Origin of the sequence: Pseudomonas pergaminensis (assembly GCF_024112395.2) — a bacterium.
In the GTDB taxonomy this organism is placed as follows: Bacteria; Pseudomonadota; Gammaproteobacteria; order Pseudomonadales; family Pseudomonadaceae; genus Aquipseudomonas; species Aquipseudomonas pergaminensis.
In genome coordinates this window covers 2,156,165-2,182,223 of sequence record NZ_CP078013.2, presented here as the reverse complement: position 1 = coordinate 2,182,223, position 26,059 = coordinate 2,156,165, and the positions used below count along the sequence as shown (strand labels likewise).

General features: G+C 62.2%; 28 protein-coding genes. 21 read left to right on the top strand and 7 right to left on the bottom strand.

Going from position 1 to position 26,059, the window contains the following annotated elements; genetic code table 11:
• Nucleotide 1: 1 nt before the first annotated feature.
• The 3 genes from ssuD (at nt 2) to KUA23_RS10040 (ending at nt 3,659) form a co-directional block, all read left to right on the top strand.
• On the top strand, nt 2–1,144 hold the full coding sequence (ssuD, locus tag KUA23_RS10050; RefSeq protein ID WP_252993860.1) for an FMNH2-dependent alkanesulfonate monooxygenase: 1,143 nt from the start codon (nt 2–4) through the stop codon (nt 1,142–1,144).
• Nucleotides 1,145–1,356: 212 nt separating this feature from the next.
• Complete coding sequence (locus KUA23_RS10045; RefSeq protein ID WP_252993859.1) at nt 1,357–2,544, top strand: acyl-CoA dehydrogenase family protein; 1,188 nt, start codon at nt 1,357–1,359, stop codon at nt 2,542–2,544.
• Between the two features lie 11 nt (nt 2,545–2,555).
• Nucleotides 2,556–3,659, top strand: a complete 1,104-nt coding sequence (locus tag KUA23_RS10040; RefSeq protein WP_252993858.1) for a sigma-54 interaction domain-containing protein — start codon at nt 2,556–2,558, stop codon at nt 3,657–3,659.
• Here KUA23_RS10040 and KUA23_RS10035 read toward each other — a convergent pair.
• The gene (locus tag KUA23_RS10035) at nt 3,648–4,013 is read right to left on the bottom strand and encodes an antibiotic biosynthesis monooxygenase (protein WP_078047716.1); all 366 of its coding nucleotides are present in this window, start codon (nt 4,011–4,013) and stop codon (nt 3,648–3,650) included. The genes KUA23_RS10040 and KUA23_RS10035 overlap by 12 nt on opposite strands.
• 101 nt (nt 4,014–4,114) lie before the next feature.
• On the opposite strand from KUA23_RS10035, the gene soxR reads away from it, so the two are divergent.
• A complete protein-coding gene (gene soxR / locus KUA23_RS10030) occupies nt 4,115–4,564 on the top strand; it encodes a redox-sensitive transcriptional activator SoxR (RefSeq protein ID WP_078047715.1) in 450 nt (149 codons plus the stop codon).
• 123 nt (nt 4,565–4,687) lie between these two features.
• On the opposite strand, the gene KUA23_RS10025 is transcribed toward soxR, so the two are convergent.
• From KUA23_RS10025 to KUA23_RS10015, 3 genes are read right to left on the bottom strand one after another with little or no spacing between them, the layout of a single operon-like run.
• Entirely contained in the window at nt 4,688–5,458 is a 771-nt protein-coding gene (locus KUA23_RS10025) for a MetQ/NlpA family ABC transporter substrate-binding protein (RefSeq protein WP_252993857.1), read from the bottom strand.
• A gap of 29 nt (nt 5,459–5,487) precedes the next feature.
• Nucleotides 5,488–6,153, bottom strand: coding sequence for a methionine ABC transporter permease (locus KUA23_RS10020; protein ID WP_099493837.1), 666 nt, complete (start codon nt 6,151–6,153; stop codon nt 5,488–5,490).
• A 3-nt stretch (nt 6,154–6,156) separates the two neighbouring features.
• Nucleotides 6,157–7,380 (bottom strand): SfnB family sulfur acquisition oxidoreductase, encoded by a 1,224-nt coding sequence (locus tag KUA23_RS10015; protein ID WP_252993856.1) that lies wholly within the window; start codon nt 7,378–7,380, stop codon nt 6,157–6,159.
• 229 nt (nt 7,381–7,609) lie between these two features.
• Between KUA23_RS10015 and KUA23_RS10010 the strand changes: the two genes are divergently transcribed.
• The 4 genes from KUA23_RS10010 (at nt 7,610) to KUA23_RS09995 (ending at nt 11,594) form a co-directional block, all read left to right on the top strand.
• A complete protein-coding gene (locus tag KUA23_RS10010; protein WP_016980233.1) occupies nt 7,610–8,071 on the top strand; it encodes a VOC family protein in 462 nt (153 codons plus the stop codon).
• Nucleotides 8,072–8,311: 240 nt separating this feature from the next.
• Nucleotides 8,312–9,187 carry an alpha/beta fold hydrolase gene (locus tag KUA23_RS10005; protein WP_252993855.1) on the top strand — a complete coding sequence of 292 codons (876 nt, stop codon included), beginning with the start codon at nt 8,312–8,314 and terminating at the stop codon, nt 9,185–9,187.
• A 100-nt stretch (nt 9,188–9,287) separates the two neighbouring features.
• Complete coding sequence (locus KUA23_RS10000; RefSeq protein WP_099493840.1) at nt 9,288–10,601, top strand: dicarboxylate/amino acid:cation symporter; 1,314 nt, start codon at nt 9,288–9,290, stop codon at nt 10,599–10,601.
• Between the two features lie 78 nt (nt 10,602–10,679).
• Nucleotides 10,680–11,594, top strand: a complete 915-nt coding sequence (locus tag KUA23_RS09995; protein WP_218248058.1) for a LysR substrate-binding domain-containing protein — start codon at nt 10,680–10,682, stop codon at nt 11,592–11,594.
• Nucleotides 11,595–11,718: 124 nt separating this feature from the next.
• On the opposite strand, the gene leuD is transcribed toward KUA23_RS09995, so the two are convergent.
• Together leuD and leuC are read right to left on the bottom strand one after the other, a co-directional pair.
• A complete protein-coding gene (leuD, locus tag KUA23_RS09990) occupies nt 11,719–12,333 on the bottom strand; it encodes a 3-isopropylmalate dehydratase small subunit (protein ID WP_078047708.1) in 615 nt (204 codons plus the stop codon).
• Nucleotides 12,330–13,748 carry a 3-isopropylmalate dehydratase large subunit gene (leuC, locus tag KUA23_RS09985; RefSeq protein ID WP_078047707.1) on the bottom strand — a complete coding sequence of 473 codons (1,419 nt, stop codon included), beginning with the start codon at nt 13,746–13,748 and terminating at the stop codon, nt 12,330–12,332. The genes leuD and leuC overlap by 4 nt, the downstream gene beginning before the upstream one ends.
• A gap of 289 nt (nt 13,749–14,037) precedes the next feature.
• Here leuC and KUA23_RS09980 point away from each other — a divergent pair, with 289 nt between their 5' ends.
• The 8 genes from KUA23_RS09980 to KUA23_RS09945 are packed head-to-tail and all read left to right on the top strand — an operon-like array spanning nt 14,038 to nt 20,149.
• The gene (locus tag KUA23_RS09980) at nt 14,038–15,240 is read left to right on the top strand and encodes a PepSY-associated TM helix domain-containing protein (protein ID WP_078047706.1); all 1,203 of its coding nucleotides are present in this window, start codon (nt 14,038–14,040) and stop codon (nt 15,238–15,240) included.
• Nucleotides 15,237–15,773, top strand: coding sequence for a thiamine pyrophosphate-binding protein (locus KUA23_RS09975; RefSeq protein ID WP_252993854.1), 537 nt, complete (start codon nt 15,237–15,239; stop codon nt 15,771–15,773). Before KUA23_RS09980 ends, KUA23_RS09975 begins: the two co-directional genes overlap by 4 nt.
• Nucleotides 15,770–16,099: a hypothetical protein gene (locus KUA23_RS09970; protein ID WP_078047704.1), complete on the top strand. Its 330-nt coding sequence runs from the start codon at nt 15,770–15,772 to the stop codon at nt 16,097–16,099. The genes KUA23_RS09975 and KUA23_RS09970 overlap by 4 nt, the downstream gene beginning before the upstream one ends.
• A complete protein-coding gene (locus tag KUA23_RS09965) occupies nt 16,096–16,656 on the top strand; it encodes a DUF6162 family protein (RefSeq protein WP_078047703.1) in 561 nt (186 codons plus the stop codon). Before KUA23_RS09970 ends, KUA23_RS09965 begins: the two co-directional genes overlap by 4 nt.
• Before the next feature lie 19 nt (nt 16,657–16,675).
• Complete coding sequence (locus tag KUA23_RS09960) at nt 16,676–17,596, top strand: metal ABC transporter substrate-binding protein (RefSeq protein WP_078047702.1); 921 nt, start codon at nt 16,676–16,678, stop codon at nt 17,594–17,596.
• On the top strand, nt 17,593–18,339 hold the full coding sequence (locus tag KUA23_RS09955; protein WP_099493843.1) for a metal ABC transporter ATP-binding protein: 747 nt from the start codon (nt 17,593–17,595) through the stop codon (nt 18,337–18,339). The genes KUA23_RS09960 and KUA23_RS09955 overlap by 4 nt, the downstream gene beginning before the upstream one ends.
• Nucleotides 18,336–19,235 carry a metal ABC transporter permease gene (locus KUA23_RS09950; protein WP_010211603.1) on the top strand — a complete coding sequence of 300 codons (900 nt, stop codon included), beginning with the start codon at nt 18,336–18,338 and terminating at the stop codon, nt 19,233–19,235. Before KUA23_RS09955 ends, KUA23_RS09950 begins: the two co-directional genes overlap by 4 nt.
• Complete coding sequence (locus tag KUA23_RS09945; RefSeq protein WP_252993853.1) at nt 19,235–20,149, top strand: metal ABC transporter solute-binding protein, Zn/Mn family; 915 nt, start codon at nt 19,235–19,237, stop codon at nt 20,147–20,149. The genes KUA23_RS09950 and KUA23_RS09945 overlap by 1 nt, the downstream gene beginning before the upstream one ends.
• Before the next feature lie 252 nt (nt 20,150–20,401).
• On the opposite strand, the gene KUA23_RS09940 is transcribed toward KUA23_RS09945, so the two are convergent.
• A complete protein-coding gene (locus KUA23_RS09940; protein WP_078047699.1) occupies nt 20,402–21,115 on the bottom strand; it encodes a UTRA domain-containing protein in 714 nt (237 codons plus the stop codon).
• 350 nt (nt 21,116–21,465) lie between these two features.
• Between KUA23_RS09940 and KUA23_RS09935 the strand changes: the two genes are divergently transcribed.
• The 5 genes from KUA23_RS09935 to KUA23_RS09915 all read left to right on the top strand — a co-directional run bounded on the left by KUA23_RS09935 (nt 21,466) and on the right by KUA23_RS09915 (nt 26,047).
• A complete protein-coding gene (locus KUA23_RS09935) occupies nt 21,466–22,542 on the top strand; it encodes an ABC transporter substrate-binding protein (protein ID WP_078047698.1) in 1,077 nt (358 codons plus the stop codon).
• 92 nt (nt 22,543–22,634) lie between these two features.
• Complete coding sequence (locus KUA23_RS09930) at nt 22,635–23,441, top strand: alkaline phosphatase family protein (RefSeq protein WP_252993852.1); 807 nt, start codon at nt 22,635–22,637, stop codon at nt 23,439–23,441.
• Nucleotides 23,438–24,274, top strand: coding sequence for an ABC transporter permease (locus tag KUA23_RS09925; RefSeq protein ID WP_252993851.1), 837 nt, complete (start codon nt 23,438–23,440; stop codon nt 24,272–24,274). Before KUA23_RS09930 ends, KUA23_RS09925 begins: the two co-directional genes overlap by 4 nt.
• Nucleotides 24,261–25,061 (top strand): ABC transporter permease, encoded by an 801-nt coding sequence (locus KUA23_RS09920; RefSeq protein ID WP_025859118.1) that lies wholly within the window; start codon nt 24,261–24,263, stop codon nt 25,059–25,061. The genes KUA23_RS09925 and KUA23_RS09920 overlap by 14 nt, the downstream gene beginning before the upstream one ends.
• Nucleotides 25,058–26,047: an ABC transporter ATP-binding protein gene (locus tag KUA23_RS09915; protein WP_016980251.1), complete on the top strand. Its 990-nt coding sequence runs from the start codon at nt 25,058–25,060 to the stop codon at nt 26,045–26,047. Before KUA23_RS09920 ends, KUA23_RS09915 begins: the two co-directional genes overlap by 4 nt.
• Nucleotides 26,048–26,059: the final 12 nt, after the last annotated feature.

The window sequence follows — 26,059 nt, the reverse complement described above, 5'->3', positions numbered from 1 at the left end:
CATGGATGTTTTCTGGTTTTTGCCCACTCACGGCGACGGTCATTACCTGGGCACCACACAAGGTGCAAGGCCGGTCACTCTCAATTACCTGAAGCAAGTCGCACAGGCGGCTGACAGCCTGGGTTACCACGGCGTGCTGATTCCTACCGGGCGCTCGTGCGAAGACTCTTGGGTCATCGCCTCGGCGCTGGTGCCGTTGACCGAACGCCTGCGCTACTTGGTGGCCATTCGTCCGGGCATCATCTCGCCCACTGTCTCGGCGCGCATGGCGGCGACCCTGGACCGCCTGTCCAACGGCCGCCTGCTGATCAACGTGGTGACCGGCGGCGACCCCGACGAAAACCGCGGCGACGGCAGTTTCCTTGACCACAGCGAACGCTACGAAGTCTCCGACGAATTCCTTCAGATCTGGCGCCGCGTATTGCAGGGCGAATCAGTGGATTTTGAAGGCAAACACCTGCGCGTACAGAACGCCAAGGCGCTTTATCCGCCAGTACAGAAGCCCTATCCGCCGCTGTATTTCGGCGGTTCTTCCGATGCCGCCCACGACCTCGCCGCCGAACAGGTCGATGTGTACCTGACCTGGGGCGAACCGCCGGCCGCCGTCGCGGAAAAACTCGCGGATGTGCGTGAGCGCGCCGCACGCCACGGGCGCACCGTGAAATTCGGCATCCGCCTGCATGTTATCGTACGCGAGACCGAAGAGGACGCCTGGAAAGCCGCCGACAAGCTGATCGAGCACATCAGCGACGAAACCATCGCCGCCGCGCAAAAATCCTTCTCGCGCTTCGATTCCGAAGGCCAGCGCCGCATGGCCGCCCTGCATGATGGGCGCCGCGACAACCTGGAAATCGCCCCCAACCTGTGGGCCGGCGTCGGCCTGGTACGCGGCGGTGCCGGCACCGCGTTGGTCGGCAACCCGCAGCAGGTCGCCGAGCGCATCAAGGAGTACGCCGACCTGGGGATCGAGAGCTTCATCTTCTCCGGCTACCCGCACCTGGAAGAAGCCTATCGCTTTGCCGAGCTGGTGTTCCCGTTGCTGCCGGAACCCTATGCCAGCCTTGCCGGGCGCGGCGTCACCAAACTCACTGGCCCGTTCGGCGAAATGATTGCCAACGATGTATTGCCGACGACAAAGGCCTGAACCGCTGCTCTGCTGTAGGAGCCGGCTTGTTGTGGTGAGTGGGGCTTGTCCCCCGACGGGTTCGCCGCCGATGCAAGGGGGCTGCTTCGCAGCCCAGCGCAGGGCAAGCCTGCTCACCACAGCAAGCCTGCTCACCACAGCAAGCCAGCTCACTTCAGCAAGCTTGCTCACCACAGCAAGCCAGCGCCTACAAGGCAAATAGAGGAAACCCCGTGACAGCCAAACCCCACAGCGTCCTGCCCTCCCCCTTGCAGACCGCCAAACTGCTGGCCGCCGAATTCGCCCTCACCGCCGTCGAGCGTGACGAGCGCGGCGGCACGCCCAAAGCCGAACGCGACGCCCTGCGTCAAAGCGGCCTGCTGGCCATGAGTATTCCCACCCAGTACGGCGGCCTCGGCGCGCGCTGGAGTGACACCCTCGGCATCGTGCGCGAATTCGCCAAGGTCGACAGCTCGATCGCCCATGTCTTCGGTTTTCACCACCTGATGCTCGCCACCGTGCGCCTGTTTTCACGCCAGGACCAATGGCAGCCCTGGTTCGAACAGACCGCACGCAAAAACTGGTTCTGGGGCAACGCCCTCAACCCGCTGGACACGCGCACGGTGGTCAAGGATTTCGGCGGCTGGCGCGAGTTTTCCGGTAAAAAGAGCTTCTGCTCCGGCGCCAGCGACTCGGAAATGCTGATCGCCTCGGCGGTGGATGAAACCGCCGGCGGCAAACTGCTGATCGCCGCCATCCCCAGCGGCCGCAGCGGCATCACGTTGCACAACGATTGGAACAACATCGGCCAGCGCCAGACCGACAGCGGCAGCGCGAGCTTCGAACGGGTGCGCGTCGAAGAATCCGAACTGCTGCTCGACCCTGGCCCGCTCAGCACGCCCTTTGCCTGCCTGCGCCCGTTGATCGCCCAGTTGACCTTCACGCATATGTTCCTCGGTATTGCCGAAGGCGCCTTCGAAGAAGCGCGCAACTACACGCTCACCGAAACCCGTTCGTGGCATAAATCCAGTGCCGAAGATGTGCGCCAGGACCCTTACGTACTGCACCACTACGGTGAATTCTGGGTCGCCCTTGAAGGTGTGCGCCTGCTGGTGGAACGCGCCACCGAGTTGCTCGACCAAGCCTGGGCAAAGGGCCCGAACCTCAGCGAAAACGAGCGCGGCCAACTCGCTATCGCCATCGCCACCGCCAAGGTCGCCGCCACCCGCCAAGGCCTCGACCTGTGCAGCCGCTTGTTCGAAGTCACCGGCGCGCGCTCGACCCACGCATCGCTGCGCCTGGACCGTCATTGGCGCAACCTGCGCACGCAAACCCTGCACGACCCGGTGGACTACAAGCTCCACGAACTCGGGGATTGGGCGTTGAACCAATCCCTGCCGATTCCAACGTTCTATTCCTAAGAGAGGTGCCCATGCAGCTTTTGACCCTACCGCCCTCGCCCGCCCTCGCGACGTCGATCCGCGCCACGGCCCAGGTCTTTGAAGACCCCAAATCCCAGGCGCTGCTCGACCATATCCAGCAAGTGGCGCCCAGCGAAGCCAGCGTGCTGATCATCGGCGAGACCGGGACCGGTAAAGAGCTGGTGGCACGGCATATCCACAACCTCAGCGCGCGGCGTAACCGGCCATTCGTGGCGGTAAACTGCGGGGCGTTTTCCGAATCCCTGGTGGAAGCCGAGCTGTTCGGCCACGAAAAAGGCGCCTTCACCGGCGCCCTCAGTGCCAAGGCCGGCTGGTTCGAAGAGGCCGACGGCGGCACGTTGTTCCTGGATGAGATCGGCGATTTGCCGATGGCGATCCAGGTCAAGCTGCTGCGCGTCCTACAGGAACGCGAAGTTGTACGCCTGGGGTCGCGCAAGAGCATTCCGATTGATGTGCGGGTGCTTGCCGCCACCAACGTGCAACTGGAAAAGGCCATCAACGCCGGGCATTTCCGCGAGGACCTCTACTACCGTCTCGACGTGGTCAGCCTGGAGCTCAGCCCCTTGCGTGACCGACCAGGCGATATTCTGCCGCTGACCCGGCATTTCATCGAAGCCTACAGCCAGCGCCTGGGTTACGGGCCGATCACCATCAGCCGCGAGGCCGAGCAAAAACTCAAGAGCTACAGTTGGCCGGGCAACATCCGGGAGCTGGAAAACGTGATCCACCACACCCTGTTGATCTGCCGCGACGGCGTGATCGAACGCGACGATTTGCGCCTGTCGAACATGCGCATCGAACGTCAGGACGACAGCCAGCACGGCACTGACAACAGCGCCGAAGCGTTGCTGGCGCGGGCCTTCCAAAAGCTGTTCGAGGAACAGGCCGGGGCCCTGCATGAAAAGGTCGAGGACGCCCTGCTCCGCGCCGCCTATCACTTCAGCCATTACAACCAGGTGCACACCGCCAACCTGTTGGGCTTGAGCCGCAACGTCACGCGCACACGCCTGATCAAGATCGGCGAGCTGGCGGTGAACAAGCGCCGTCCAGGCGAAAACGTGCAGGGCGAGCGCATGTTGCACCTATCCATTTAGTCGGCAGTGCAACGCGTTGTCATGGCTGCGCTCGAAACTTCGCAGCACCTGGAATGAGCCGAAGGTCACGGCCGTGGCCTGGTGGGCGCGAATCAGCGTCCAGAAATCCTCCTCACCGTGCTCGAAGCATTTGAAGGCCGCCTCGCCATCCTCGCGCGAGCGCCATTGCAGGTAATTGAGCACCCGCCGGCCGTCATCGCTGACTTGCACACTCGCATTGATAAAGCCGCCATGGCCTTGGGCCAGGCGTTCGCTTTGAGTGGTCAACGCCGCCACCAGGGCACGTTGCTGCCGGGGCTCGATCTGAAACTCGATCAATTGAGTGAAGCTGCGACTTTTCTCTGATACCTGCATGAACACTCCCCTTTCTCTGTAGGCAGAATCTTGCGATTCGATGCCAGGCAGGGTAAAACCTCTAGTTAAGTCAAGGTCAAGCGCTGTTTGGGAGTTTTTTCATGCTCAACAAGGAACTCACCGTCGGCCAACTCGCCGCCCGCAGTGGCGTCGCGGTCACGGCCCTGCATTTCTATGAAGCCAAGGGGCTGATCAAGAGCAACCGCAATGCCGGCAACCAGCGCCGCTATCCACGGGATGTGCTGCGCCGTGTGGTGGTGATCAAGATCGCCCAGCGTTTGGGCATACCACTGGCAACGATCGGCGAGGCGTTGCAGGCCTTGCCGGATGGGCGTACGCCCACGGCGCAGGATTGGGATCGTTTGTCCGCACTGTGGCGGGAAGACCTGGATGAGCGCATCAATAAACTGATGCTGCTGCGGGACAAGCTCAATGGCTGTATTGGGTGCGGGTGCCTGTCGATGGAGGCGTGTCCGTTGCGTAATCAGGATGACAAGCTCGGCGAGTGCGGGCCAGGTGCACAGTTGTTGGAGCCCACCCCCAAATCCTGAAGTGACAATCCAATCAAGGTGGGAGCTGGCTTGCCTGCGAAAGCGGTGTATCAGTAGCAGATGTGCAAGCTGACCCACCGCTTTCGCAGGCAAGCCAGCTCCCACAGTTGATCGGTGTTGGACTCAGAACCCAGGGGCGATCTGGCCTTTGTAACGGGTCAGGATGAACTGGCGCACCTCATCGGAATTCAACGCCTTCGCCAGCTTCTGGATACGCGGGTCGTTGATGTTGTCCGGCCGCGCCACCAAATACTCGACGTACAAGGATTTACCCTTCTCCACAATCAACGCACTGTTGGTATCGATCCCCGCCTCCAGCGCGTAGTTGGCAAACACAAACGCCAGGTCCACCTGGCTCACCGAGCGGGCCAGCAAGGCGCCTTCCAGCTCACGAATTTTCAGGTGCTTGGGGTTTTCCACGATATCGCGCGGGGTGCTCAGGGTGTTGCTCGGGTCCTTGAGCTTGATCAGGCCGGCTTCATCCAGCAGCACCAAGGCACGGCCGGTGTTGACCGGGTCATTGGGGATCGACACGGTGGCGCCATCCTTAAGCTCCGAGATGTTCTTGATCCGCGTCGAATACGCACCAAACGGCTCGATATGCACACCCACCACCGGCACCAGGTCGGTGTGACGGGTCTTGTTGTAGTCATCGAGGAATGGGCGGTACTGGTAGTAGTTGGCGTCGATATTCTTCAGCGCCAATTGCTGGTTGGGCTGGATAAAGTCGGTGAAGACCTTGATCTGCAGGTCTACGCCCTCCTTGGCCAGCACCGGTTTGACGAACTCGAGGATTTCCGCGTGAGGCACAGGCGTAGCGCCCACCACCAGCCTTTCATTGGCAAAGGCATTCAACGACAGGACAGCAGCCAAAATGGCCAGGGACTTTTTCATACATGCTCCGAAGGCAGTTGTTATAGGAATCAACGGCGGCTGTAACGCGCCACCAAACGGTCACCGGTCATTTGCAGGGCCTGCACCAGCACCAACAGCAACACCACGGTGACCACCATCACATCGGTCTGGAACCGCTGGTAGCCGTAGCGAATCGCCAAGTCACCCAGGCCGCCGCCACCGATCACGCCGGCCATGGCGGTGTAATCCACCAGCACAATCGCGGTCACGGTCACCGCCGCCAACAGCCCACCGCGAGCCTCCGGCAATAGCGTGTGGCGGATCACCTGCCAGGTACTGGCGCCCATGGATTGGGTGGCCTCGACGACACCGCGATCCACTTCACGCAGCGCGGTTTCCACCAGCCGCGCAAAGAACGGCGTACAGCCCACCACCAGCGGCGGAATGGTGCCCGGCACGCCGAGGGACGTGCCCACCAGCAAGGTGGTCAGCGGGATCAACACAATCAGCAGGATGATGAACGGCAGCGAACGCAGCACGTTGACCACCACTGACAGCAACCGATACACCACCAGCGCCTCATGCAACTGGCGCTTGCCGGTGAGAAACAACAGCACGCCCAGCGGCAACCCCAGCAGCACGGTAAAGCCCAGTGCAGCCACGAGCATGCTCAGGGTTTCCAGGCAGGCTTGGCCGATGTCGGCCCAGTAGATGTTCTTGAACAGTTCGGCCATGCATCACGACCAATCGTGGCGCGGTGGTTTGGCGCCATTGAGCAACCAGTTGCCCACCACGTGGTATTTCCAGCGCACCGGGTCGTGCAGGGTGTGCACCCGTGCGTTGCGCCAGTGGCGGTCGAAGTTGTGCTTTTTCAAGGTCGAGCGAGTGCCGCCCAGTTCGAACAGCTTGTTGCTGGCTTCGATGGCGATTTCGGTGGTGAGCACTTTGGCGCGGGCGACGGCCAGGGAGGCCTGGGCGACATTCTCTTCATTCGGTGCCGGGCGAGCGGCGTCGAGGGCCAGGCCGGCGCGGTCCAGCAGCGCTTCGGCGGCTTCGAGGCGAATGTCCAGGGCGCCCACCTGGATGATGGTCAGCGGATCCTGACTAGCCTTCTCCACGCCGGCATCAATCCATGGGCGGGCGAATTGCTGCACGAACGCCACCGTGTCGCGCAAAGCGGCACGGGCGATGCCGGCGTCGATGGCGGCGGTGGTCAGCTGTGCGAAAGGGCCGGCAAGCGTCGGCGAATCGTAGGATTTATGTGTGGGAAACAGATTGAACGCCGGCACCCGCAGATCCTGTGCCAGCACCGTCCCGCTGGAAGTGGTGCGCTGGCCCATGCTGTCCCAATCGTCGACCACCACCAGCCCGGCAGTGCCGCGCGGAACGAAGGCCAACTGCGCGTTCTGCTGTTCATCCAGCGCCAGCACTGCCAGCCAATGGGCGTACAACGATCCGGTGCAGTAGCCCTTGCGCCCGTTGATCAGATAGCCGTCGCCTTCGCGGCGAATAGTGGCCTGGATGTCCTGCACGTTCTTGCCGCCGGTTTCCGACAGTGCATTGGCAAACCGATGACCTTGCAGCGCCAGGCCGAAGAAATGCGCCTGCTGCTCGGGTGTGCCCTGCAGGCGGATGTCCTCCAGCAAACAGTAGTGGTTCTGCGGGATCTGCCCCAATGACGGGTCGGCCGCCGAAATAATCGCGATCACCTGGGCCAGCACCGCGTAAGACACCTGCGCGCCGCCAAACTCGCGCGGCACGCTGATGCCCCACAGGCCGCTGTTGGAATACAGGTCCACCACCTCGGCGGGCACCTGGCGAGTGCGGTCGCGCTCGGCGTCCTGTTCCAGGAGCACGGCGGCGACGCGGTGGGCGACGGCAATCGCCTCGGCTGCATCGCGGATCAACGCGGCATGGGGCGTGTGGATCGGGTAATCGGCAGACACAGGCAGTACAGACATACAACGCTCTCGGGCGAATGGTTTGCCAGAGGGATTGCAGCTTCTGTGCCGGGCCCGGAAACCGGCAGTTTGCCGGTAAAAACACGCCCCGTGCCCGCTTATAGCGCAGCAATCTGCCTGTTCGCTGTTGCCTGGCAAACACCTCGTCGGTTGCCCGCAGGCCACGCCATACGTGGCCTATAGTGAAAAGGCCGTGCCTCCACAACCACAACAACCCGAGGAGAACGAAATGAGCGTTAAACCCATTCCCGAGGGTTTCCACAGTGTCACGCCCTACCTGGGCGTCGAAAAAGCTGCCGAAGCCATCGAGTTCTACAAGAAAGCCTTTGGCGCCATCGAAGCCATGCGCCTGGACATGCCCGACGGCAGAGTCGGCCACGCCGAGCTGCGCATCGGTGACTCGCCGATCATGCTGGGTTCACCCTGCGATGAAAGTGCGTTTGGCAGCCCGCGTGATGGCCACACCAGCGTCGGTTTACATGTGTATGTCAATGACGTCGACGCGCAATACAAACAAGCCATCGCAGCCGGTGGCACACCGATCTCCGAACCCAAGGACCAGTTCTACGGCGATCGCTCCGGCACGCTGAAGGATCCATTCGGCCATGTGTGGTTCCTGGCCACCCACAAGGAAGACCTGACTGAAGCGCAGATTCGCCAGCGCGCGATGGAGATGTTCAAGCAAGCCTGAATCTACAGAGCCATACACATCAAATGTGGGAGTGGGCTTGCTCGCGAATGCGGTGTGCTAGTTCTGGATGCACTGGCTGATCCACCGCATTCGCGAGCAAGCCCGCTCCCACACTGGATTTTCGATGATCAGGAGATCCACGCTCCTACACACTTCATGAACAACCCCTCCACGTTTTTGCCCTTGCCCCGAACGCCGCGTGATTCCAGGATGCAGGCACTCATTACAAGGAGTCATTCCATGTTCGCCGGATTCCAAAAAGACCAGTGCCACGTCAACGGCGTGGACATCAGCTACCGCAAAGGCGGCACAGGTCCCGGTCTGCTCCTGTTGCACGGGCACCCGCAAACCCACGTCATCTGGCACAAAGTCGCCGAACAACTGGCTGAACACTTCACCGTGGTGGCCGCCGACCTGCGCGGCTATGGCGACAGCAGCAAGCCGCCGGCGAGTGACGACCACTCCAACTATTCAAAACGCGAAATGGCCGGGGACGGCGTCGAGCTGATGAAGGCCTTGGGCTTCGCACAGTTCTCGGTGCTGGCCCACGACCGTGGCGCCCGCGTTGCCCATCGCCTGGCCCTGGACCATCCCACCGCGGTGCAGCGCATGGTGCTGCTGGACATCGCCCCTACCCTGTCGATGTATGCACAGACCGACGAAGCCTTCGCCCGCGCTTACTGGCACTGGTTCTTCCTGATCCGCCCGGCGCCGTTGCCCGAAGCCTTGATCGAAAGCAACCCGGCGCTGTACCTGCGCAGCGTAATGGGCAGTCGCAGCGCCGGGCTCAAGCCGTTTACCGATGAAGCCTTCGCCGAGTACCTGCGCTGCCTGCAACTGCCGGGTGCCGCCACCGGCATCTGTGAGGACTACCGTGCTGCCGCCGGTATCGACCTTGAGCACGACCAGGCGGACATCGACGCCGGTCACCACCTGAACCTGCCGTTGCTGGTGATGTGGGGTGCCGAAGGCACGGTCGGCCGCTGTTTCGAGCCGCTCAAGGAATGGCAGAAAGTCGCCACCGACGTGCGCGGCAAGGCCCTGCCGGCCGGCCATTACATCGCCGAAGAAGCCCCCGAGTTGCTGCTGGGCGAAGTCCTGAGCTTCCTTCGCTGAACCACTTAGTAACCCCGTGACCTGACCCACCCGCCTCGCAGGCTGCCAATGGCCTGCGACGGGTTCGCTTTGCCCCAAGAAACGTACCGAGATAATAACAATGACAATCAGAAAACTGCTGGGAACCCTGTATATCCAGGTGCTCATCGCGATCGCGCTGGGCGTGTTGATCGGCCATCAATGGCCGCAGATCGGCATCGACCTCAAGCCCCTCGGCGATGGCTTTATCAAGCTGATCAAGATGATCATCGGCCCGATTATCTTCTGCACGGTGGTCTCCGGCATCACCAGCATGCACGACGTGAAACAGGTGGGCCGGGTCGGCGGCAAGGCGCTGCTGTACTTCGAGGTGGTCTCGACCATCGCCCTGTTGATCGGCATTCTCGCCGCGCACCTGCTGCAGCCGGGCGTGGGCTTCAATATCGATGTGAAGACCCTCGACAGTTCGGCCATCGCCGGTTTTGTCGGCCAGGCCGAACATGGCGAAGGCGTCACCGGGTTCCTGCTGCATGTGATCCCCGCAACATTCTTCGATGCGTTTTCCAAGGGTGAAATCCTGCCGGTGCTGTTCGTCTCCGTGCTGTTTGGCGTGGGCCTGGTGATGGTCGGTGAAAAGGCCCGGCCACTGGTGGGCGTGATCAATCAGGCCAGCGAAGTGTTCTTCCGCATCGTCGGCATCATCAGCCGGGTCGCACCGATCGGTGCTTTTGGTGCGATCGCCTTCACCATCGGTAAATACGGTGTCGGTTCGTTGCTGCCCCTGCTGAAACTGGTGGGCACCTTCTATGTCACGGCGTTTTTCTTTATTGCCGTGGTGCTGGGCAGCATCGCCCGCAACGCCGGGTTCAGCATTTTCAAGTTGATGGGCTACATCAAGTCGGAGCTGTTGATCGTGCTCGGTACCAGCTCGTCGGAGTCGGCATTGCCGCAACTGATCCAGAAACTCGAAAGCCTGGGCGCCTCCAAGGGCGTGGTGGGCATCGTGGTGCCGACCGGCTACACCTTCAACCTCGACGGCACCAACATCTATATGACCCTGGCGGTGCTGTTCCTGGCCCAGGCCACCAATATCCACTTGCCACTGGAGCAGCAGTTGACCCTGTTGGCGGTGGCCATGCTGACCTCCAAGGGCGCAGGTGCGGTGGTCGGTGCGGGCTTCGTGGCGCTGGCTGCCAGCCTGGCGGTGGTGCCGACGGTGCCGGTGGCGGCGATGGTGTTGATCCTCGGCGTCGATCGCTTCATGGCCGAATGCCGCTCGTTGACCAATATCATCGGCAACGCCGTGGCTGCCCTGGTTGTGGCCGCCTGGGAAGGTGAGCTGGACCGCGAAAAAATGGCCCCCATCGCGCTCAAGCGCGGCCGACATGCTCGGGCTGCCGAGGCTGCGGCCCAGGCCAAGGTGGCCGCCGAGTAAGCGACAACACCCGGGCGTGCCGGAAGGCGCGCCCAAGCGGTGCTATTCTGGCGGCTCATGCCGCCACGCCTGTTTCTGATGACTAACAAGAAAGATACCGTGCCCCTACCCGAAGACCTGCGGGTGTTCCTGACCGTGATCCGCAAGGCCGGCTTCGCAGCGGCAGCCGATGAGCTCGGGCTGTCGCCCGCGTATGTCAGCAAGCGCATCCAGATCCTCGAGACCACCCTGGCCACCCGCTTGCTGCACCGCACCAGCCGGCGCATCGCCCTGACCGAAGACGGCGAGCGAGTACAGCGCTGGGCCGTGCGCATCCTGGAAGACTTCCAGCAACTCTCCGATGAACTCTCCGACGCCCACGACAGCCCCCGTGGGCGCCTGCATTTGTGCAGCAGTTTCGGCTTCGGCCGCAACCATGTGGCCCCGGCCCTGTCGCTGCTGGCAGAACAATACCCGGACCTGGAAATCCGCCTGGACCTGTTCGACCGCGTGGTGGACATCGTCAGCGAAGGCTTCGACCTGGAGATCCGCGTGGGCGATGACATCCCCGGCCAACACATTGGCCGCCGGCTGGTGAGCAACCGCCGCGTACTGTGCGCCGCCCCGGCTTATCTGCAGCGCCGTGGCACACCGCAACAGTTGAGCGACCTGGAACAGCATGACTGCCTGGTGCTCAAGGAGCGCGATAACGCGTTTGGCATCTGGAACCTGGAACGCGACGGCGCCCAGGAAAGCGTGCGGGTGCGTGGGCCGCTGTCATCGAACAATGGCGAGATTGTGCTGCAGTGGGCACTGGATGGGCGCGGGGTGTTGCTGCGCTCGATGTGGGATGTGAAGCCGCTGCTGGAACAAGGCAAGCTGGTGCAGGTACTGCACGGTTACACCCAGAGCGCCAACGTGTGGGCGGTGTACCCGACACGGTTGGCGTATTCCGGGAAGCTGCGCGCCTGCGTGGAGTTCTTGCAGGAGCATTTCAAAGGGTTGTCGATTTAGATGTGTAGACCCGATCAACTGTGGGAGCTGGCTTGCCTGCGATAGCGGTGGGTCAGCTACAGATGCATCAACTGACAGTCCGCCATCGCAGGCAAGCCAGCTCCCACATTGGGATTGAGGTGTGTCAGTTAAGCCAGGGATTGGCTGCCAGGTGCTGGCGTTCGAAGGCCTTGATCTCGTCACTGCGCTGCAAGGTACTGCCGATGGCGTCCAGGCCAAGCAGCAACGCCGTCTTGCGCAACGTATCAATCTGGAACCCGATCACCTCGCCGTTCGCCAGGCGAATCTGCTGGGCTTCAAGGTCGACACTGATCTGCGCCTGGTCTGCCTGGCTGACGGTCTTGCCCAACGTTTGCAGCAGCGCCTCGTCCAGGGTAATCAACAACACCCCGTTGCGCTGGCAGTTGTCATAGAAAATCCCGGCAAAGCTGCTGCCGATCAAGGCGCGGATGCCCATCTGTTTCAGCCCCCACACCGCGTGTTCACGGCTGGAGCCGCAGCCGAAGTTCGGCCCTACCACCATGAAACTTGCGCCCTGCCAGGCCGGCTGGTTCAGCACAAACTCAGGGTTGGGCTCGCCGGAGGGCAAGAAGCGCAAGTCGAAGAACAGCCCACGGTCCAGGCCGCTGCGGTCGATGCCCTTGAGGAACTGCTTGGGCATGATCACGTCGGTGTCGATATTGGCCGCCAGCATCGGCGCGGCCTTGCCGGTGACCAGGGTGAACGGTTGCAGGCTCATGGGCGCGCTCCAAAGTGGCGGATATCAGTGAGGCGGCCAGTAATGGCGGCGGCGGCGACCATCGCCGGGCTCATCAAATGGGTGCGTGCGCCCGCGCCCTGGCGGCCTTCGAAGTTGCGGTTGGTGCTGGAGGCGCAGCGGTCGCCGGGGGCAAGCACGTCATCATTCATCGCCAGGCACATCGAGCAGCCGGACTGGCGCCATTCAAAGCCGGCGTCGATAAAAATCGCGGCCAACCCTTCGGCTTCAGCCTGGTCACGCACTTCGGTGGAGCCCGGCACGATCATCGCCCGTACGTGCTCGGCCACGTGCTTGCCGCGCACCACACTGGCGGCGTCGCGCAGGTCCTCGATGCGGGCATTGGTGCAGGAGCCGATGAATGCATGGCTGATGACGATATCGCTCAGCGGCATGCCGGCTTGCAGGCCCATGTAGTTGAGGGCGCGGCGCATGTCCTGGCGCAGGATCAGGTCACTGACGTCCTGCGGGTCGGGCACGCGGGCGCCGATGGGCGCGGCCTGGTCGGGGCTGGTACCCCAGGTGACCATGGGCTCCAGGGTAGTGGCGTCGAGTTGCACCTCCTGGTCGAACACCGCGTCGGCATCCGAGTGCAGCAAGCGCCAGCCCGCCAGCGCCTGGTCCCACAACTCGCCTTGCGGCGCACGCGGCTTGCCCTTGAGGTAGGCGAAGACTTTTTCATCGGGCGCCATGAACGCGCCCCGCGCACCGGCTTCCACCGCCATGTTGCAGATAGTCATGCGTGCCTCGACGCTCAACGCATCGATGGTCGCGCCGCGAAACTCAATGGCGTAGCCAGTGGCACCCGAGGCGCCGATCTTGCCGATCAGCGCCATGATCACGTCCTTGGACGTCAGGCCCGGCGCCAGTTCGCCGTCGACGCTCACGCGCATTGTCTTCAGGCGCTTGTAGACCAGGGTCTGGGAGGCCAGCAGGTGTTCGATTTCCGAGGTACCGATGCCAAACCCGAAGGCACCCAGGGCACCGTAGGTGGTGGTGTGGCTGTCACCGGCGGCAATCACCATGCCCGGCAGGATAAATCCCTGTTCCGGGGCGATCACGTGCTCGATGCCTTGGCGCTTGTCGAGGATGTCCAGCAGTTCGATGCCGAAGTCCCGGCAGTTCTCGGCCAGGTAGGACACCTGCCGCGCCCCGCCGGCATCCGGCATCGCCGCGATGCGCTTGGGCGTGGTGGGGTTCACATGGTCGACCACGGCCAGTGCCGTGCCGGGGCGCCATACATTGCGCCCGGCTTCGCGCAGGCCGCTGAAGGCCTGGGGGCTGGTGTATTCGTTGATCACCTGGCGATCTATATAAAGCAGGACATGGCCCTGGTCATCCAGGGGGCACACCGTGTGGGAGTCGATGTGTTTGTCGTAGAGGGTTCTGGCAGTCATTTTTCCTGGGCTCACTTTTGTAGGCGCTCACTCAACGGCATGAACTCATCCTACGCAGCCCCACCGCCCCATCAATGGCGCCAGGGTGATGACTGGGAACATGTTTCGTGTTCGATCGAGGCGTTAAAACGCCCTGAATGTGAACCTGAAACATTTTCTTTCATATCCGGGTTAGGGATTTCTCATTCTCATCCGTCTTAATTTAGATACAGCCTGTCGCGTCAGCAAAAGCTACGACTGGCCTTTTCCGGGCCTCCACTGCCCCCCTCCGATCAAGACCCTCATTCACATGTCGAAGAAGTCACGCTCCAAACTCTGGTTTCTCGTACATAGCTGGCTGGCATTGCCCATCTGGTTCTTTGTACTGATCGTCTGCGTCACTGGCACCCTGGCGGTGGTCAGCCAGGAGATCGTCTGGCTGGCCAACCCGGATATCCGCGCGAGCAAGCCGACGGATGATGCCGAACCGCTGAGCTATGACCAGGTGATCGCCGCGATCAAGCGCGATGAACCGCAGGTGTTCGTCCAGTCGATCAGCCGCCCCGACGAATCCCATTTCGCCCTCAGCGTCGACCTCAGCTACCCCGACGGGCGCTCGGTAGAGGTCTACGTCAATCCCTATACCGGTGCGATCCAGGGCATCAGCCCGTCCTTCAACTTCCAGCAATTCACCCGCGCCCTGCACGGCTGGTGGCTGGTGCCATTCACCAATGGCTACAGCTGGGGCTGGTACCTGGTGTCGGCACTCGGCATCCCGCTGCTGGCGTCGCTGGTCACCGGGCTGGTGGTGTACAAGCGTTTCTGGAAGGGCTTCCTGCGGCCGACTCTGCGTATCCGCCACGGCGCACGGATTTTCTGGGGCGACTTCCACCGCTTGAGCGGGATCTGGTCGATCTGGTTCATCGCGGTGATCTCGGTCACCGGCATCTGGTTCCTGATCCGGGCGTTCCTGGGCGACAACCAGATTTCGATTTCCACCGAACCGGTCATCCCGGTGATTGCGCGTGAGAAGGTGCCGATGTCGGCGCCCGGCGTGCCGGCCCCGATGATTCCGGTAGACGAGGCAATCAAGATCGCCACCCAGCGCATCCCTGGCCTGGAGGCGAGTTTTGTCAGCCTGCCGCTCAACGCCTACAGCCACCTGCAGATCGGCGGCCGGGGCTGGTACCCGCTGATGTTCCAGACCGCGCAGATCAACCCGTATGACGGTGAAGTCGCTGCGGCGCATTTGCTGTCCGACCGCTCGAAGCTGGAGTTCGTTACCGAGTCCATGCGCCCCCTGCACACCGGCGACTTTGGCGGGATATGGATCAAGCTGATCTGGGCATTCTTCGGCCTGATCATGAGCATGATGGTATTGAGCGGCCTGCTGATCTGGACCAAGCGCACCGCCCTGGCGACCCTCAATGCCCTCAAGCGCGAAGCCAAGACCCAAAAACAGCCGGCGTCCATCCCGGCCTTGCAGGCTGAAACTTCGGAGGCCAACTCATGAGCAAGGTCGCTGCCGTACCGCCATCGTCACTGCGGGCCTTCTGGCTGAAGTGGCGCTTTCATATCAATGTGCTGCTGTTGCTGGTGCCCCTGGGCTTCATGCCCAAGTACTTCGCCGACGCCGCGTTGTTTCGCGGTGACACCGGCATCGGCGAGCGCGTGGCCGGTGAAGTGCAGGTAGGCCCCTGGAGCCTGACCCTCGCGGAGTTTCGCAATGAAGGCCCGCGCCCCGACCCGGCCGGCCCGATGAAGTTTTTCAATGCCGCCCTGTGCGACACCTGCGCCAACCAGGTCAAGGCCACCTACCTGCGTATCGGCAAGCCTCGCAGCCTGCGCGCCGCCGGGGTGATCTTCTTCGGCACCCCATACCGCATGGGCGCCGGCCTGCCGATCCCGGAACGCACGCCAGCCGATGCCGAACTGTGGGTCACCATGGAAGGCTGGGACGGCAGCATGCACCAGGGTTCCATCCCGTTGAGCCAGGCCTCGCCTGCCACTATTGCCTGGCTGAACAAGCAAGGAGTTAAACCATGACTTTGATGCGCCTGACCCGTGCCTGCGGCGTTCTTTTGCTGAGCGCCGGCTTCAGTACTCTTGCCCTGGCCCACAACCCGATGTGCGAGTGCAAGGAAATCCCCGGCGAGCAGATCCAGTGCAAAGGCGGCTTCTCCGACGGCAGCGGCGCGCCCGGCGTGACCCTGGACGTGATCGGCTACGACGAAACCATCCTGATGCCCGGCAAGCTTGGCGAGGACTCGACCCTGACCTTCAAGAAGCCGTCCGCCGAGTTCTATGTACTGTTTGATGCGGGCCCAGGCCACGTGGTGGAAATCGACCAAGCGGATATCCAGCCGCAATGAGTACCACACAGGTTGTACGCCCCGCCGGTGCCGGCCACGAAACCCTCTATGTACTGTTGTTGTGCCTGATCATCCTTGCGGTGGCGGGTTCGGTGATCGCGCTGCACGGTGAATCCCAGGAAGTGGCGGCAATACCCAGCCACCAATTGGATGCCCGTCGCGACCTGAGCGCCGCCGAGCAAGGCATTTACGCTGACCTGCGGGTGACCCTGGATGAAATCCAGCTGTTGCAGCAGGAACAAAGCGCCCTGCCGAGCCCGGCGCAACTGGCCGAAGAAGGTTTCGCGCCATTTGCCCAGGACGCCAGCTCGGTCAGCCGGGGTGATCATCGTTGGCAGTTGCTGGAACCTTCGGCCTACCTGGGTTTGAGCCAGGCGCCCGCCACCAGCGGCTCGCTGTTGATGCGCGTGCACGGGGCCGAGCCGGATATCTGGCTCAATCGCCAAGCCAACCTCGCCGCTCCCTCCGACCTCACTGACCAGGCGCTGATCGCAGCCGGCTGGCAGCAAGTGGTTGCGCAATTCGATGCCGGCGTCACCCGCCAGCACCGTCACTGAACGAGAAGACCGATTGCCCATGTCCATTTCATCTCCCCTGTTGCGCCTGCTGCTGGTTGGCCTGTTCAGCCTGATGCTCGCCCCGCTCGCCAATGCCGAGGCGAGTAAACGCCTGCGAATCGGCATCACCCTGCACCCTTATTACAGCTATGTGGCCAATATCGTCGGCGACAAGGCCGAGGTAGTGCCGCTGATTCCGGCCGGCTTCAACCCGCATGCCTACGAGCCACGCGCCGAAGACATCAAGCGCATCGGCACCCTGGACGTGATCGTGCTCAACGGGGTCGGCCATGATGATTTCGCCGACCGCATGATCGCCACCAGCGAACGCCCGGATATCCCGGTGATCGAGGCCAACGCCAACGTGCCGCTGCTGGCCGCCACCGGTAACGCCGCGCGCGGTGCGGGCAAGGTGGTCAACCCGCATACCTTCCTGTCGATCAGTGCGTCGATTGCCCAGGTCAATAACATCGCGCGCGAACTGGGCAAACTCGACCCGGACAACGCCAAGACCTACACCCAAAACGCCCGCGCCTACGGCAAGCGCCTGCGCCAGATGCGCGCCGATGCCCTGGCCAAGCTGACCAGCGCCCCCAACCCGGACCTGCGCGTGGCCACCGTGCACGCGGCTTATGACTACCTGTTGCGCGAATTCGGCCTGGAGGTCACTGCCGTGGTCGAGCCGGCCCACGGGATCGAGCCAAGCCCGAGCCAGTTGAAGAAAACCATCGATGAACTGCGGGCCCTGGACGTGAAGGTGATCTTCTCGGAAATGGATTTCCCGTCCACCTACGTCGACACCATCCAGCGTGAATCCGGGGTCAAGCTGTACCCGCTGTCGCACATTTCCTACGGCGAATACAGCGCCGAGAAGTACGAAGTGGAAATGACCGGCAACCTCAACACTGTGGTTCGGGCCATCCAGGAGTCGGGGGCATGACAGCAGCAGAGCAACTGAAGGCGGTCAGCGTCGGCCCGACCCTTGAGTTCGACAGGGTATCGCTGACCCTGGGTCGCACCGTGATCCTCGATAACGTCAGTTTCCAGGTACAGCCAGGCAGCATTCACGCACTGGTCGGCCCCAACGGCGGCGGCAAAAGCTCGCTGATCAAGACACTGCTGGGCCAGACACCTCATCAGGGACGGTTAAGCCTGCACTGGCCAGCCACGCCCGGCACCATTGGCTATGTGCCCCAGGCCCTGGAGTTCGACCGGGGGTTGCCGATGACCGTGGATGATTTCATGGCGGCCATGTGCCAACGGCGTCCGGCGTTTCTGGGCCTGTCCAAGCATTACGCCGGCGCGATTGGCGATGCGCTGGAGCGCGTCGGCATGCAAGACAAACGCAAGCGGCGCATGGGCGCGCTGTCCGGCGGTGAGCGCCAGCGTGTGTTGCTGGCCCAGGGACTGATCCCGGCGCCGCAGTTGCTGGTACTGGATGAACCCATGTCGGCCCTCGACGAAGCGGGCATCCAAGTGTTCGAACGACTGCTCAATGACTGGCGCCTAGCCGGGATCACCGTGCTGTGGATCGAGCATGACCTGGAAGCGGTGGGTCGCCTGGCCGACCGTGTGACCGGCCTGAACCGCCGCGTGCTGTTCGACGCTACGCCTAAAGAGGCGTTGACCCCGGACCGCCTGCTCACCCTGTTCTCCACTCACCCTCGGAGCCCGGCGCAATGAGTTATGAAGCCTTTCGCTTGATGGTCCAGGGCTGGGCCTCTTCCGGCTATTTGCCGGAGGCGCTGGCCTACGGTTTTGTGGTCAATGCCCTGCTCGCCGGTTTGCTGATCGGCCCGGTGCTGGGCGGCCTGGGTACGCTGGTGGTGGTCAAGCGCTTCGCGTTTTTCTCCGAAGCGGTCGGCCACGCGGCGCTGACCGGCGTGGCGGTAGGCATCCTGCTCGGTGAACCCTACACCGGCCCGTATGGCGCGCTGTTCGGCTACTGCCTGCTGTTCGGCATCCTGCTCAACTACCTGCGCAACCGCACCGGCCTGGCGCCGGACACCTTGATCGGTGTGTTCCTGTCGGTGTCCCTGGCGCTGGGCGCAAGCCTGCTGCTGATCCTGGCGGGCAAGATCAACGTGCACATCCTCGAGAACGTGCTGTTTGGCTCGGTGTTGACGGTCAACGGCAACGACCTGCTGGTGCTGGCAGTGGTCGGTTCGCTGGTGATGGCCCTGGCGCTGCCGCTGTACAACCGCATCATGCTGGCCAGCTTCAACCCGCAATTGGCGGCGGTACGCGGTGTAGCGGTGAAGACCCTGGACTACCTGTTCGTGATTCTGGTGACGCTGATCACCGTCGCGGCGGTCAAGGTCATCGGCGCGATCCTGGTGGGTGCGCTGCTGGTGATTCCCGCCGCTGCGGCGCGCCTGTTGAGCCAGTCGCTCAAGGGTTTCTTCTGGGTCTCGGTCGCGATTGCCACCGTCAGCACCCTGTGCGGGATCCTGCTGCCGATCATCTTCGACCTGCCCGTGCCGTCCGGTGCCGCCATCATCCTGGTCGCCGGAATCGCCTTCGCCCTGGCCGCCATCGCGCGCGGCACGGTGCCCAGCCTTAAAGGGAATCTTGGATAATGCGCTCCGTTCTTTCTCCCCTGGCCCTGGCCATCGCTTGTTTGTTCACCACGCCGTTGATGGCGGTTGAAGCGGCCAAACCGGCTGCCCACGCGGCAAAGCCGGTCAAAGTGCTGGCCTCGTTGCCGATCACCTACGGCCTGGCTGAAGTGCTGCTCAAAGGCACCGACGTGCAGCTTGAACGCGCCGCGCCGGCCAATCTGCCCGGTTCGCGACAAGTGTCCTACTTCACCGGCCGTGGCGCCCCAGCCCTGAATAAGTTGGCGCTGGATGCCGACGCCGCCATCGGCCTGCGTTCGCTGTGGGCCGATGACCCGCTGTACCCGGTGGCGCGGCGCAGCAATATCCGCATCGTCGAAGTCGACGCCGCACGCCCGGTGGACGGCGGCTTGCCCGGCATCGCAGTGCAGCCTGGAGTCACCGATGGCCTGAATAGCCAGCCCTGGCAATCGAGCAACAATATGGGGCGCATGGCCGACGTGCTGGCCGCCGACCTGAGCCGCCTGGCCTCCACTGCCAAACCGAAGATCGATGCTAACCTCGCCGCCCTCAAGCAGCGCCTGCTCAAACTCACCGCCGATAGCGAAGCGCGACTGGCCAAGGTGGATAACCTGAGCGTGGTCAGCCTGAGCGATCATTTCGCGTACTTGGTCAGCAGTTTGAACCTGGAAGTGCTGAGTACCGATGCGCGGCCGGACGCTGACTGGACGCCTGAGGCATTGCAGAAACTCAGTGCCGAGTTGAAGGACAACGAGGTGGCGGTGGTGCTGCATCATCGTCAGCCGAGTGAGGCGGTCAAGGCGGCGGTGAGCGCCGGGGGGGCGAAACTGCTGGTGTTGAATGTGGACGGTGCAGAGCCGGTGACAGAGTTGGAGACTAATGTGGACGAGGTGATCAAGGCGCTGATGCCGTAGCCATGTTTCTGAGACCGGTCGGCCTAGCAGCCGACCACTCTCCAACTGCTGCCCCGCAATCCAAATGTGGGAGCTGGCTTGCCTGCGAAGGCGGTCTCACTGCCGACCATTCTCCAACTGCTGCCCCGCAATCCAAATGTGGGAGCTGGCTTGCCTGCGAAGGCGGCCTCACTGCCGACCATTCTCCAACTGCTGCCCCGCAATCCAAATGTGGGAGCTGGCTCCTACACTGCGATCGCTCACCGCTGAATATCAGATCACATCCACGCCAACGTGGATGGCATCATGCCGCCAGAACTCCAGGTCGCAGTCAATCAAACGCTGGTGCTGGTCATAGTTGACCCGGGCGATCCGCAAGCCTGGGCTGCCCACTGAGACGCGCAACGCGGCGGCAGCTTCCACTGGCAGTGATGTCGGCACGATTTCAAAGCGCACGCGCCCGTAGTGGAGGTCGTACTTGCGCGCATACAGTTCAGTCATCGACTGATTCAAATCGCAGTCCAGAATCCCCGGGAAATACTGCGGGTTCAGGTAGTGCTCCACATACAAGACCAAACGCCCATCGATCCGCCGGCCCCGGCAGATCTGGATCACGCTGGACAGCGCCGGTAATTGCAACCAGGCGCACACCGCTGCCGACGCCGGTTGCAGCCGCGCGGAGATCACTTCGGTGGACGCCACCCGCCCCTGGTCGCTGACCATGGCGTGAAAGTGGCTGCGTTGCATCAGGTTGTAGGCCAGCCGTGGCGGCGAGACAAACCAGCCGCGCCGCTCCTCGCGATAGATCTGGCCCTGGGCCTCCAGTTGTAACAAGGCTTCCCGTACCGTAATCCGAGTGGTACCAAACAACTCGCTGAGCTTGCGCTCGGCGGGCAGTTTGCTGGCAGGCGGCAGCAGGCCATGGTCGATCTGCTCTTGCAGCGCCAGGCCGATGGATGTCACCGCCTTGATTGCCTCATCACGCATCAACGTTACCTATCTGGACTAGACCAGCACCGACAAGGTGCACAAACCGCTCCGTAAATGGGCTTGCACGGTTGCCTGCCAGCCTAGGCATTACAGATGACCGACAGATGACAGTCCGTGTGCATCCCCATAGCACACCCTGCAATACATCGGCCAAGTCCCGGCCCTGCGGGCACTTGAGCATGGTCTACGCTAACTCTGCGACTAGCGACATCAGCGATTTAAAAACGACATCGACATGAAACTGTCATCCATCGAGCCTAGATTGGCTCAGGTATTGCTGACCTAGACCAACACCACCGCAAACGTCGACAAAAACGCAGCGTTGAAAACGCCCAAAGGAGCTTCGGATGAAACAGCTTTTCCTGGCATCACTGTTAGGCTCGACCATTGCCATGTGCACCGCCGCCATGGCCGCTGATACCGATCTAAAAACTCTTGAAGCCGCCGCGAAAGCGGAAGGCGCCGTCAACAGCGTCGGCATGCCCGATGACTGGGCCAACTGGAAAGGCACTTGGGAAGACCTCGCCAAGACCTACGGCCTCAAGCACATCGACACCGACATGAGCTCGGCCCAGGAAATCGCCAAGTTCAAGGCCGAGAAAGACAACGCCAGCGCCGACATCGGCGACGTAGGCGCAGCGTTCGGTCCGATTGCGGTGAAGCAGGAAGTCACCCAGCCGTACAAACCGTCCACCTGGGCCCAGGTCCCGGATTGGGCTAAAGACAAGGACGGTCACTGGGCATTGGCCTACACCGGCACCATCGCGTTTATCGTCAACAAGAAGCTGCTGCACGGTTCTGAAGTGCCCACCAGCTGGGCTGACCTGCAGAGCGGCAAGTACAAGGTCTCGATTGGTGACGTAAGCACCGCGGCACAAGCGGCCAACGGTGTACTGGCAGCCGCCATCGCCAATAAAGGCGACGAAAAGAACATCGCCCCCGGCCTGCAGTTCTTCACCAAGATCGCCCAGCAAGGCCGTCTCTCGCTGTCCAACCCGACCATCGCCACCATGGAAAAAGGCGAAGTCGAAGTGGGCGTGGTCTGGGACTTCAACGGCCTGAGCTACAAGGCCAAGATGGCCAACCCGGATGACTACGTGGTGCTGATCCCCTCGGACGGTTCGGTGAAATCCGGCTACACCACCATCATCAACAAATACGCCAAGCACCCGAACGCCGCCAAGTTGACACGCGAATACATCTTCAGCGACGCCGGCCAACTGAACCTGGCGAAAGGCAATGCACGTCCGATCCGTGCCGAAACCGACCTGAAACTGCCGGCTGAAATCGCCAAGAACCTGATCCCCGGCGAGCAGTACACCAAGGCCAACCCGCAGCCGATCAAGGATGCCGATGCCTGGGAAGCCACGTCCAAAAAGCTGCCACAGCTGTGGAATGAACAGGTCATCGTAGAAATGAAGTAATCGAAGCAAACCTCTGTAGGAGCCGGCTTGCCGGCTCCTACCGATCTGATGCCCCCTGATCCAAGCCCATCTGTTGCGGAGCGCCAGCCCCCATGAAGCACACTGTCATCCTTGTCGTGCTCGACGGCCTGAACTTCGAGGTTGCCCGACACGCCATGGGGCACTTGCAGGCCTATGTCGGCGCAGGACGCGCAGCCCTCTACAAGCTGGAATGTGAACTGCCCGCCCTGTCCCGCCCGCTGTATGAATGCATCCTGACCGGCGTACCGCCGATCCAGAGTGGCATCGTCCACAACAACGTCTCGCGCCTGTCCAACCAGCGCAGCATTTTCCATTACGCCACCGACGCCGGCCTTACCACGGCGGCGGCGGCCTATCACTGGGTCAGCGAGTTGTATAACCGCACGCCCTTTCTCGCCGCCCGCGACCGTCACACCGACGACAAGGCGTTGGCGATCCAGCACGGGCATTTCTACTGGAATGACCACTACCCGGATTCCCACCTGTTTGCCGACGCCGAAAGCCTGCGCCTCAGACACGCGCCTGACTTCCTGGTGGTGCACCCGATGAACATCGATGACGCCGGCCACAAGCACGGCCTCGATACCGCGCACTATCGCAACAGCGCACGGGTGGCCGACATCGTCCTGGCCGACTACCTGCAAGGCTGGCTCGATGCCGGTTACCAAGTGCTGGTAACCGCTGACCACGGCATGAACAACGACCGCTCCCACAACGGCCTGCTGCCGGAAGAACGCGAAGTGCCGCTATTCGTGCTCGGCGACGCGTTCAGCCTGGACCCCAGCGCCGCGCCGAAACAGATCGAGCTGTGTGGCACCGTCTGCGAACTGCTGGGCGTGCCCCACGACAAACCTGTCTGTCGGGAGCTGTTGAAATGATCCGTGGCAAATGGCTGGCGCTGATCTGCCTGGTGCCGTTCGCACTGTTCTTTATCGTGTTCGAAATTGCCCCGCTGGTGTGGGTACTGATCAACAGCCTGCAAACCGAGGAAGCTGGCTGGGGCGTGGAAAACTTCACGCGGATCTTCAGCTCGAAGTTCTACCTGCAAGCGATTCAGTTCAGCCTTGAGATCAGTTTCTACTCAAGCATCTTCGGCATCATCATTGCCGTGCTGGGCAGTTACTCGTTGCGCCGGGTGGATTCGCCGTTGCGCAACTTCGTGACGGCCTTTGCCAACATGACCAGCAACTTTTCCGGTGTGCCCCTGGCTTTCGCGTTCATCATCCTGCTGGGGTTCAACGGCAGCATCACCCTCATGCTCAAGCAGGCGGGGATCATTCAGGACTTCAACCTGTACTCCAAGACCGGGTTGATCATCCTCTATACCTACTTCCAGATTCCATTGGGTGTGCTGCTGCTTTACCCGGCCTTCGATGCATTGCGCGAAGACTGGCGTGAGTCAGCGTCCCTGCTGGGCGCTAGCGGCTGGCAGTTCTGGCGGCATATCGGCCTGCCGGTGCTGACCCCTGCCTTGCTCGGCACCTTCGTGATCCTGCTGGCCAATGCCCTCGGCGCCTATGCCACGGTCTACGCCTTGACCACCGGCAACTTCAACGTACTGCCGATTCGCATCGCGGGGCTGGTCTCCGGCGATGTGTCCCTCGACCCGAACCTGGCCAGTGCCCTGGCCGTGGTGCTGGTGGTGCTGATGACCGTGGTCACCGTGGTCCATCAACTGCTGCTCAAGAGGAGCTACCATGTCTCGCGCTGAAGCCGGCCCGGCCTCCCTCTACCACCGCGTGGTGGTGTACCTGTTGTTTGCGATCTTGGTGTTGCCGCTGATCGGCACCTTCGTCTATTCCATCGCCAGCAGTTGGTCGGCGACGATCCTGCCCGCCGGTTTCACGGTGAAATGGTACGTACAGCTGTGGAGCGACCCGCGTTTCCTGATGGCCTTCGGGCAATCGTTGCTGGTGTGCGTGGGCGCACTGGTGCTGTCGGTGGTGTTGATTTTGCCGCTGCTGTTCGTGGTGCATTATCACTTTCCCAAGCTGGATGCGCTGATGAACATCCTGATCCTGCTGCCTTTCGCGGTGCCACCCGTGGTGTCGTCGGTGGGTTTGCTGCAGCTGTATGGCTCCGGGCCGATGGCGATGGTGGGCACGCCGTGGATCTTGATCGGCTGCTACTTCACCGTCGCGCTGCCGTTCATGTACCGGGCGATCACCAACAACCTGCAGGCGATCAACCTGCGCGACCTGATGGACGCCTCCCAACTGCTCGGTGCCAGCACCTGGCAGGCGGCGATCCTGGTGGTGCTGCCCAACCTGCGCAAAGGCCTGATGGTAGCGCTGTTGCTGTCTTTCTCTTTCCTGTTCGGCGAGTTCGTGTTCGCCAACATCCTGGTGGGCACCCGCTACGAAACCCTGCAGGTCTACCTGAACAACATGCGCAACAGCAGCGGCCATTTCACCAGTGCCGTCGTGATTTCCTATTTCTTCTTTGTGCTGGTGCTGACCTGGGCCGCCAATATCTTGAACAAGGACAAAAGCCAATGAGCTTCGTCAGCGTCCAACACCTGCAAAAAGGCTACGCCGGCACCCCGGTGTTCAGTGACATCAACTGCGAGATCGCCAAGGGCGAGTTCGTCACCCTGCTCGGCCCGTCCGGTTGCGGCAAGTCCACGCTGTTGCGTTGCATCGCCGGGCTGACCTCGGTGGACAGTGGCAAAATCCTCCTTGATGGCCAGGACATCGTCCCGTTGAGCCCGCAGAAACGCCATATCGGCATGGTGTTCCAGAGCTATGCACTGTTCCCCAACATGACCGTGGAACAGAACGTTGCCTTCGGCCTGCGCATGCAAAAGGTCAACGCCGACGACAGCCACAAGCGCGTGCAAGAAGTGCTGCAATTGGTCGAGCTCAAGGACCTGGCGGGCCGCTACCCGCACCAGATGTCCGGCGGCCAGTGCCAGCGCGTGGCCCTTGCCCGCTCGCTGGTCACCCGCCCGCGCCTGTTGTTGCTGGATGAGCCGCTGTCGGCGCTGGATGCACGCATTCGCAAGCACCTGCGCGAACAGATCCGCCAGATCCAGCGAGAATTGGGGCTGACCACCATCTTCGTCACCCATGACCAGGAAGAAGCCCTGACCATGTCCGACCGGATCTTCCTGATGAACCAGGGCAAGATCGTGCAGAGCGGCGATGCCGAAACCCTCTATACCGCGCCTGTCGATGTGTTCGCCGCCGGCTTCATCGGCAACTACAACCTGCTGGACGCCGACAAGGCCACCCAGTTGCTGCAACGCCCAATCAACAGCCGCATCGCCATTCGCCCGGAGGCCATCGAACTGAGCCGCGACGGCGAACTGGACGCCCTGGTGCGCAGCCACAGCCTGTTGGGCAACGTGATCCGCTACCGCATCGAAGCGCGCGGCGTGGAACTGGTGGTGGATGTGCTCAACCGATCGGCCGACGACCTGCACCCGGACGGGCAACGCCTGGCACTTTCCATCGACCCCAGTGCCCTGTGTGAAGTAGCCTGATGCAACGTTTCA

Excerpts from the sequence above, each read along its gene's own strand:
- KUA23_RS09980 (WP_078047706.1), top strand. The coding sequence starts at position 14,038 with ATGTCGAAGAAGTCACGCTCCAAACTCTGGTTTCTCGTACATAGCTGG.
- KUA23_RS10020 (WP_099493837.1), bottom strand. The coding sequence starts at position 6,153 with ATGGCCGAACTGTTCAAGAACATCTACTGGGCCGACATCGGCCAAGCC.
- leuC (WP_078047707.1), bottom strand. The coding sequence starts at position 13,748 with ATGACTGCCAGAACCCTCTACGACAAACACATCGACTCCCACACGGTG.
- KUA23_RS09965 (WP_078047703.1), top strand. The coding sequence starts at position 16,096 with ATGAGTACCACACAGGTTGTACGCCCCGCCGGTGCCGGCCACGAAACC.
- ssuD (WP_252993860.1), top strand. The coding sequence starts at position 2 with ATGGATGTTTTCTGGTTTTTGCCCACTCACGGCGACGGTCATTACCTG.
- KUA23_RS09920 (WP_025859118.1), top strand. The coding sequence starts at position 24,261 with ATGTCTCGCGCTGAAGCCGGCCCGGCCTCCCTCTACCACCGCGTGGTG.
- KUA23_RS09915 (WP_016980251.1), top strand. The coding sequence starts at position 25,058 with ATGAGCTTCGTCAGCGTCCAACACCTGCAAAAAGGCTACGCCGGCACC.
- KUA23_RS09945 (WP_252993853.1), top strand. The coding sequence starts at position 19,235 with ATGCGCTCCGTTCTTTCTCCCCTGGCCCTGGCCATCGCTTGTTTGTTC.
- KUA23_RS10025 (WP_252993857.1), bottom strand. The coding sequence starts at position 5,458 with ATGAAAAAGTCCCTGGCCATTTTGGCTGCTGTCCTGTCGTTGAATGCC.
- KUA23_RS09995 (WP_218248058.1), top strand. The coding sequence starts at position 10,680 with ATGACTAACAAGAAAGATACCGTGCCCCTACCCGAAGACCTGCGGGTG.
- KUA23_RS10040 (WP_252993858.1), top strand. The coding sequence starts at position 2,556 with ATGCAGCTTTTGACCCTACCGCCCTCGCCCGCCCTCGCGACGTCGATC.
- KUA23_RS10015 (WP_252993856.1), bottom strand. The coding sequence starts at position 7,380 with ATGTCTGTACTGCCTGTGTCTGCCGATTACCCGATCCACACGCCCCAT.
- KUA23_RS10010 (WP_016980233.1), top strand. The coding sequence starts at position 7,610 with ATGAGCGTTAAACCCATTCCCGAGGGTTTCCACAGTGTCACGCCCTAC.
- KUA23_RS09960 (WP_078047702.1), top strand. The coding sequence starts at position 16,676 with ATGTCCATTTCATCTCCCCTGTTGCGCCTGCTGCTGGTTGGCCTGTTC.
- leuD (WP_078047708.1), bottom strand. The coding sequence starts at position 12,333 with ATGAGCCTGCAACCGTTCACCCTGGTCACCGGCAAGGCCGCGCCGATG.
- KUA23_RS09925 (WP_252993851.1), top strand. The coding sequence starts at position 23,438 with ATGATCCGTGGCAAATGGCTGGCGCTGATCTGCCTGGTGCCGTTCGCA.
- KUA23_RS10035 (WP_078047716.1), bottom strand. The coding sequence starts at position 4,013 with ATGCAGGTATCAGAGAAAAGTCGCAGCTTCACTCAATTGATCGAGTTT.
- soxR (WP_078047715.1), top strand. The coding sequence starts at position 4,115 with ATGCTCAACAAGGAACTCACCGTCGGCCAACTCGCCGCCCGCAGTGGC.
- KUA23_RS10000 (WP_099493840.1), top strand. The coding sequence starts at position 9,288 with ATGACAATCAGAAAACTGCTGGGAACCCTGTATATCCAGGTGCTCATC.
- KUA23_RS10005 (WP_252993855.1), top strand. The coding sequence starts at position 8,312 with ATGTTCGCCGGATTCCAAAAAGACCAGTGCCACGTCAACGGCGTGGAC.
- KUA23_RS09970 (WP_078047704.1), top strand. The coding sequence starts at position 15,770 with ATGACTTTGATGCGCCTGACCCGTGCCTGCGGCGTTCTTTTGCTGAGC.
- KUA23_RS09930 (WP_252993852.1), top strand. The coding sequence starts at position 22,635 with ATGAAGCACACTGTCATCCTTGTCGTGCTCGACGGCCTGAACTTCGAG.
- KUA23_RS09950 (WP_010211603.1), top strand. The coding sequence starts at position 18,336 with ATGAGTTATGAAGCCTTTCGCTTGATGGTCCAGGGCTGGGCCTCTTCC.
- KUA23_RS09975 (WP_252993854.1), top strand. The coding sequence starts at position 15,237 with ATGAGCAAGGTCGCTGCCGTACCGCCATCGTCACTGCGGGCCTTCTGG.
- KUA23_RS09940 (WP_078047699.1), bottom strand. The coding sequence starts at position 21,115 with ATGCGTGATGAGGCAATCAAGGCGGTGACATCCATCGGCCTGGCGCTG.
- KUA23_RS09935 (WP_078047698.1), top strand. The coding sequence starts at position 21,466 with ATGAAACAGCTTTTCCTGGCATCACTGTTAGGCTCGACCATTGCCATG.
- KUA23_RS09955 (WP_099493843.1), top strand. The coding sequence starts at position 17,593 with ATGACAGCAGCAGAGCAACTGAAGGCGGTCAGCGTCGGCCCGACCCTT.